Below are 535 nucleotides of genomic sequence, written 5' to 3'. Positions count from 1 at the left end.
GTATGAATACGATAAACATGGTCAAGTCGTAAAGAGAGAGTCTGAAGATGGTAAGAAGAGTCGTTGGTGGTGGGATAAACAACAAAGATTAGTCGCTCATGAAGTAGATGGCACTTTACTTCGCTACAGTTATGGCGCTACCGATTTAGTTAATGGGATTGCGTATCCCGATGGATGTGTTGCCCAGATTTCCTATGATGATTACGGACGCCGCACATCGATAAGATATTTCAACGACGAAGACCAAGTCGGTTACAGTGAAGAGTACGCTTATGACGAGTTTAGTCGTGTTGCACAGATACAGACACCAGAAGGTGTCACGTCTTATCAATGGGGAGCTTTGGCTCAACAAGAAGCGGTAATCTTCCCTGATGGCAGCCATATTTCCTACGAGTACGATCAACAACGTAACCTAACGAAATTAGTTCGAAGTGATGGTCTAGCGTTTGAGTTTTTGTACGACAGTGAAGGGTTACTATCAGGTACCGTTGGATTTGATGGGCTACACAGCCAATTCAAATACGACTCTATGGGA

The 535-nt window shown here is 43.9% G+C and carries 1 pseudogene; it reads left to right on the top strand.

What is annotated here, in order from left to right:
• Positions 1 to 535 (top strand): annotated as a pseudogene (locus tag R8N49_RS29960) (type IV secretion protein Rhs); the annotation flags it as partial.

It is taken from the genome of Vibrio sp. 1978, from assembly GCF_033344345.1.
Note: the sequence above shows the minus strand (reverse complement) of the source record. Positions and strands in the feature narration are given on the sequence as shown.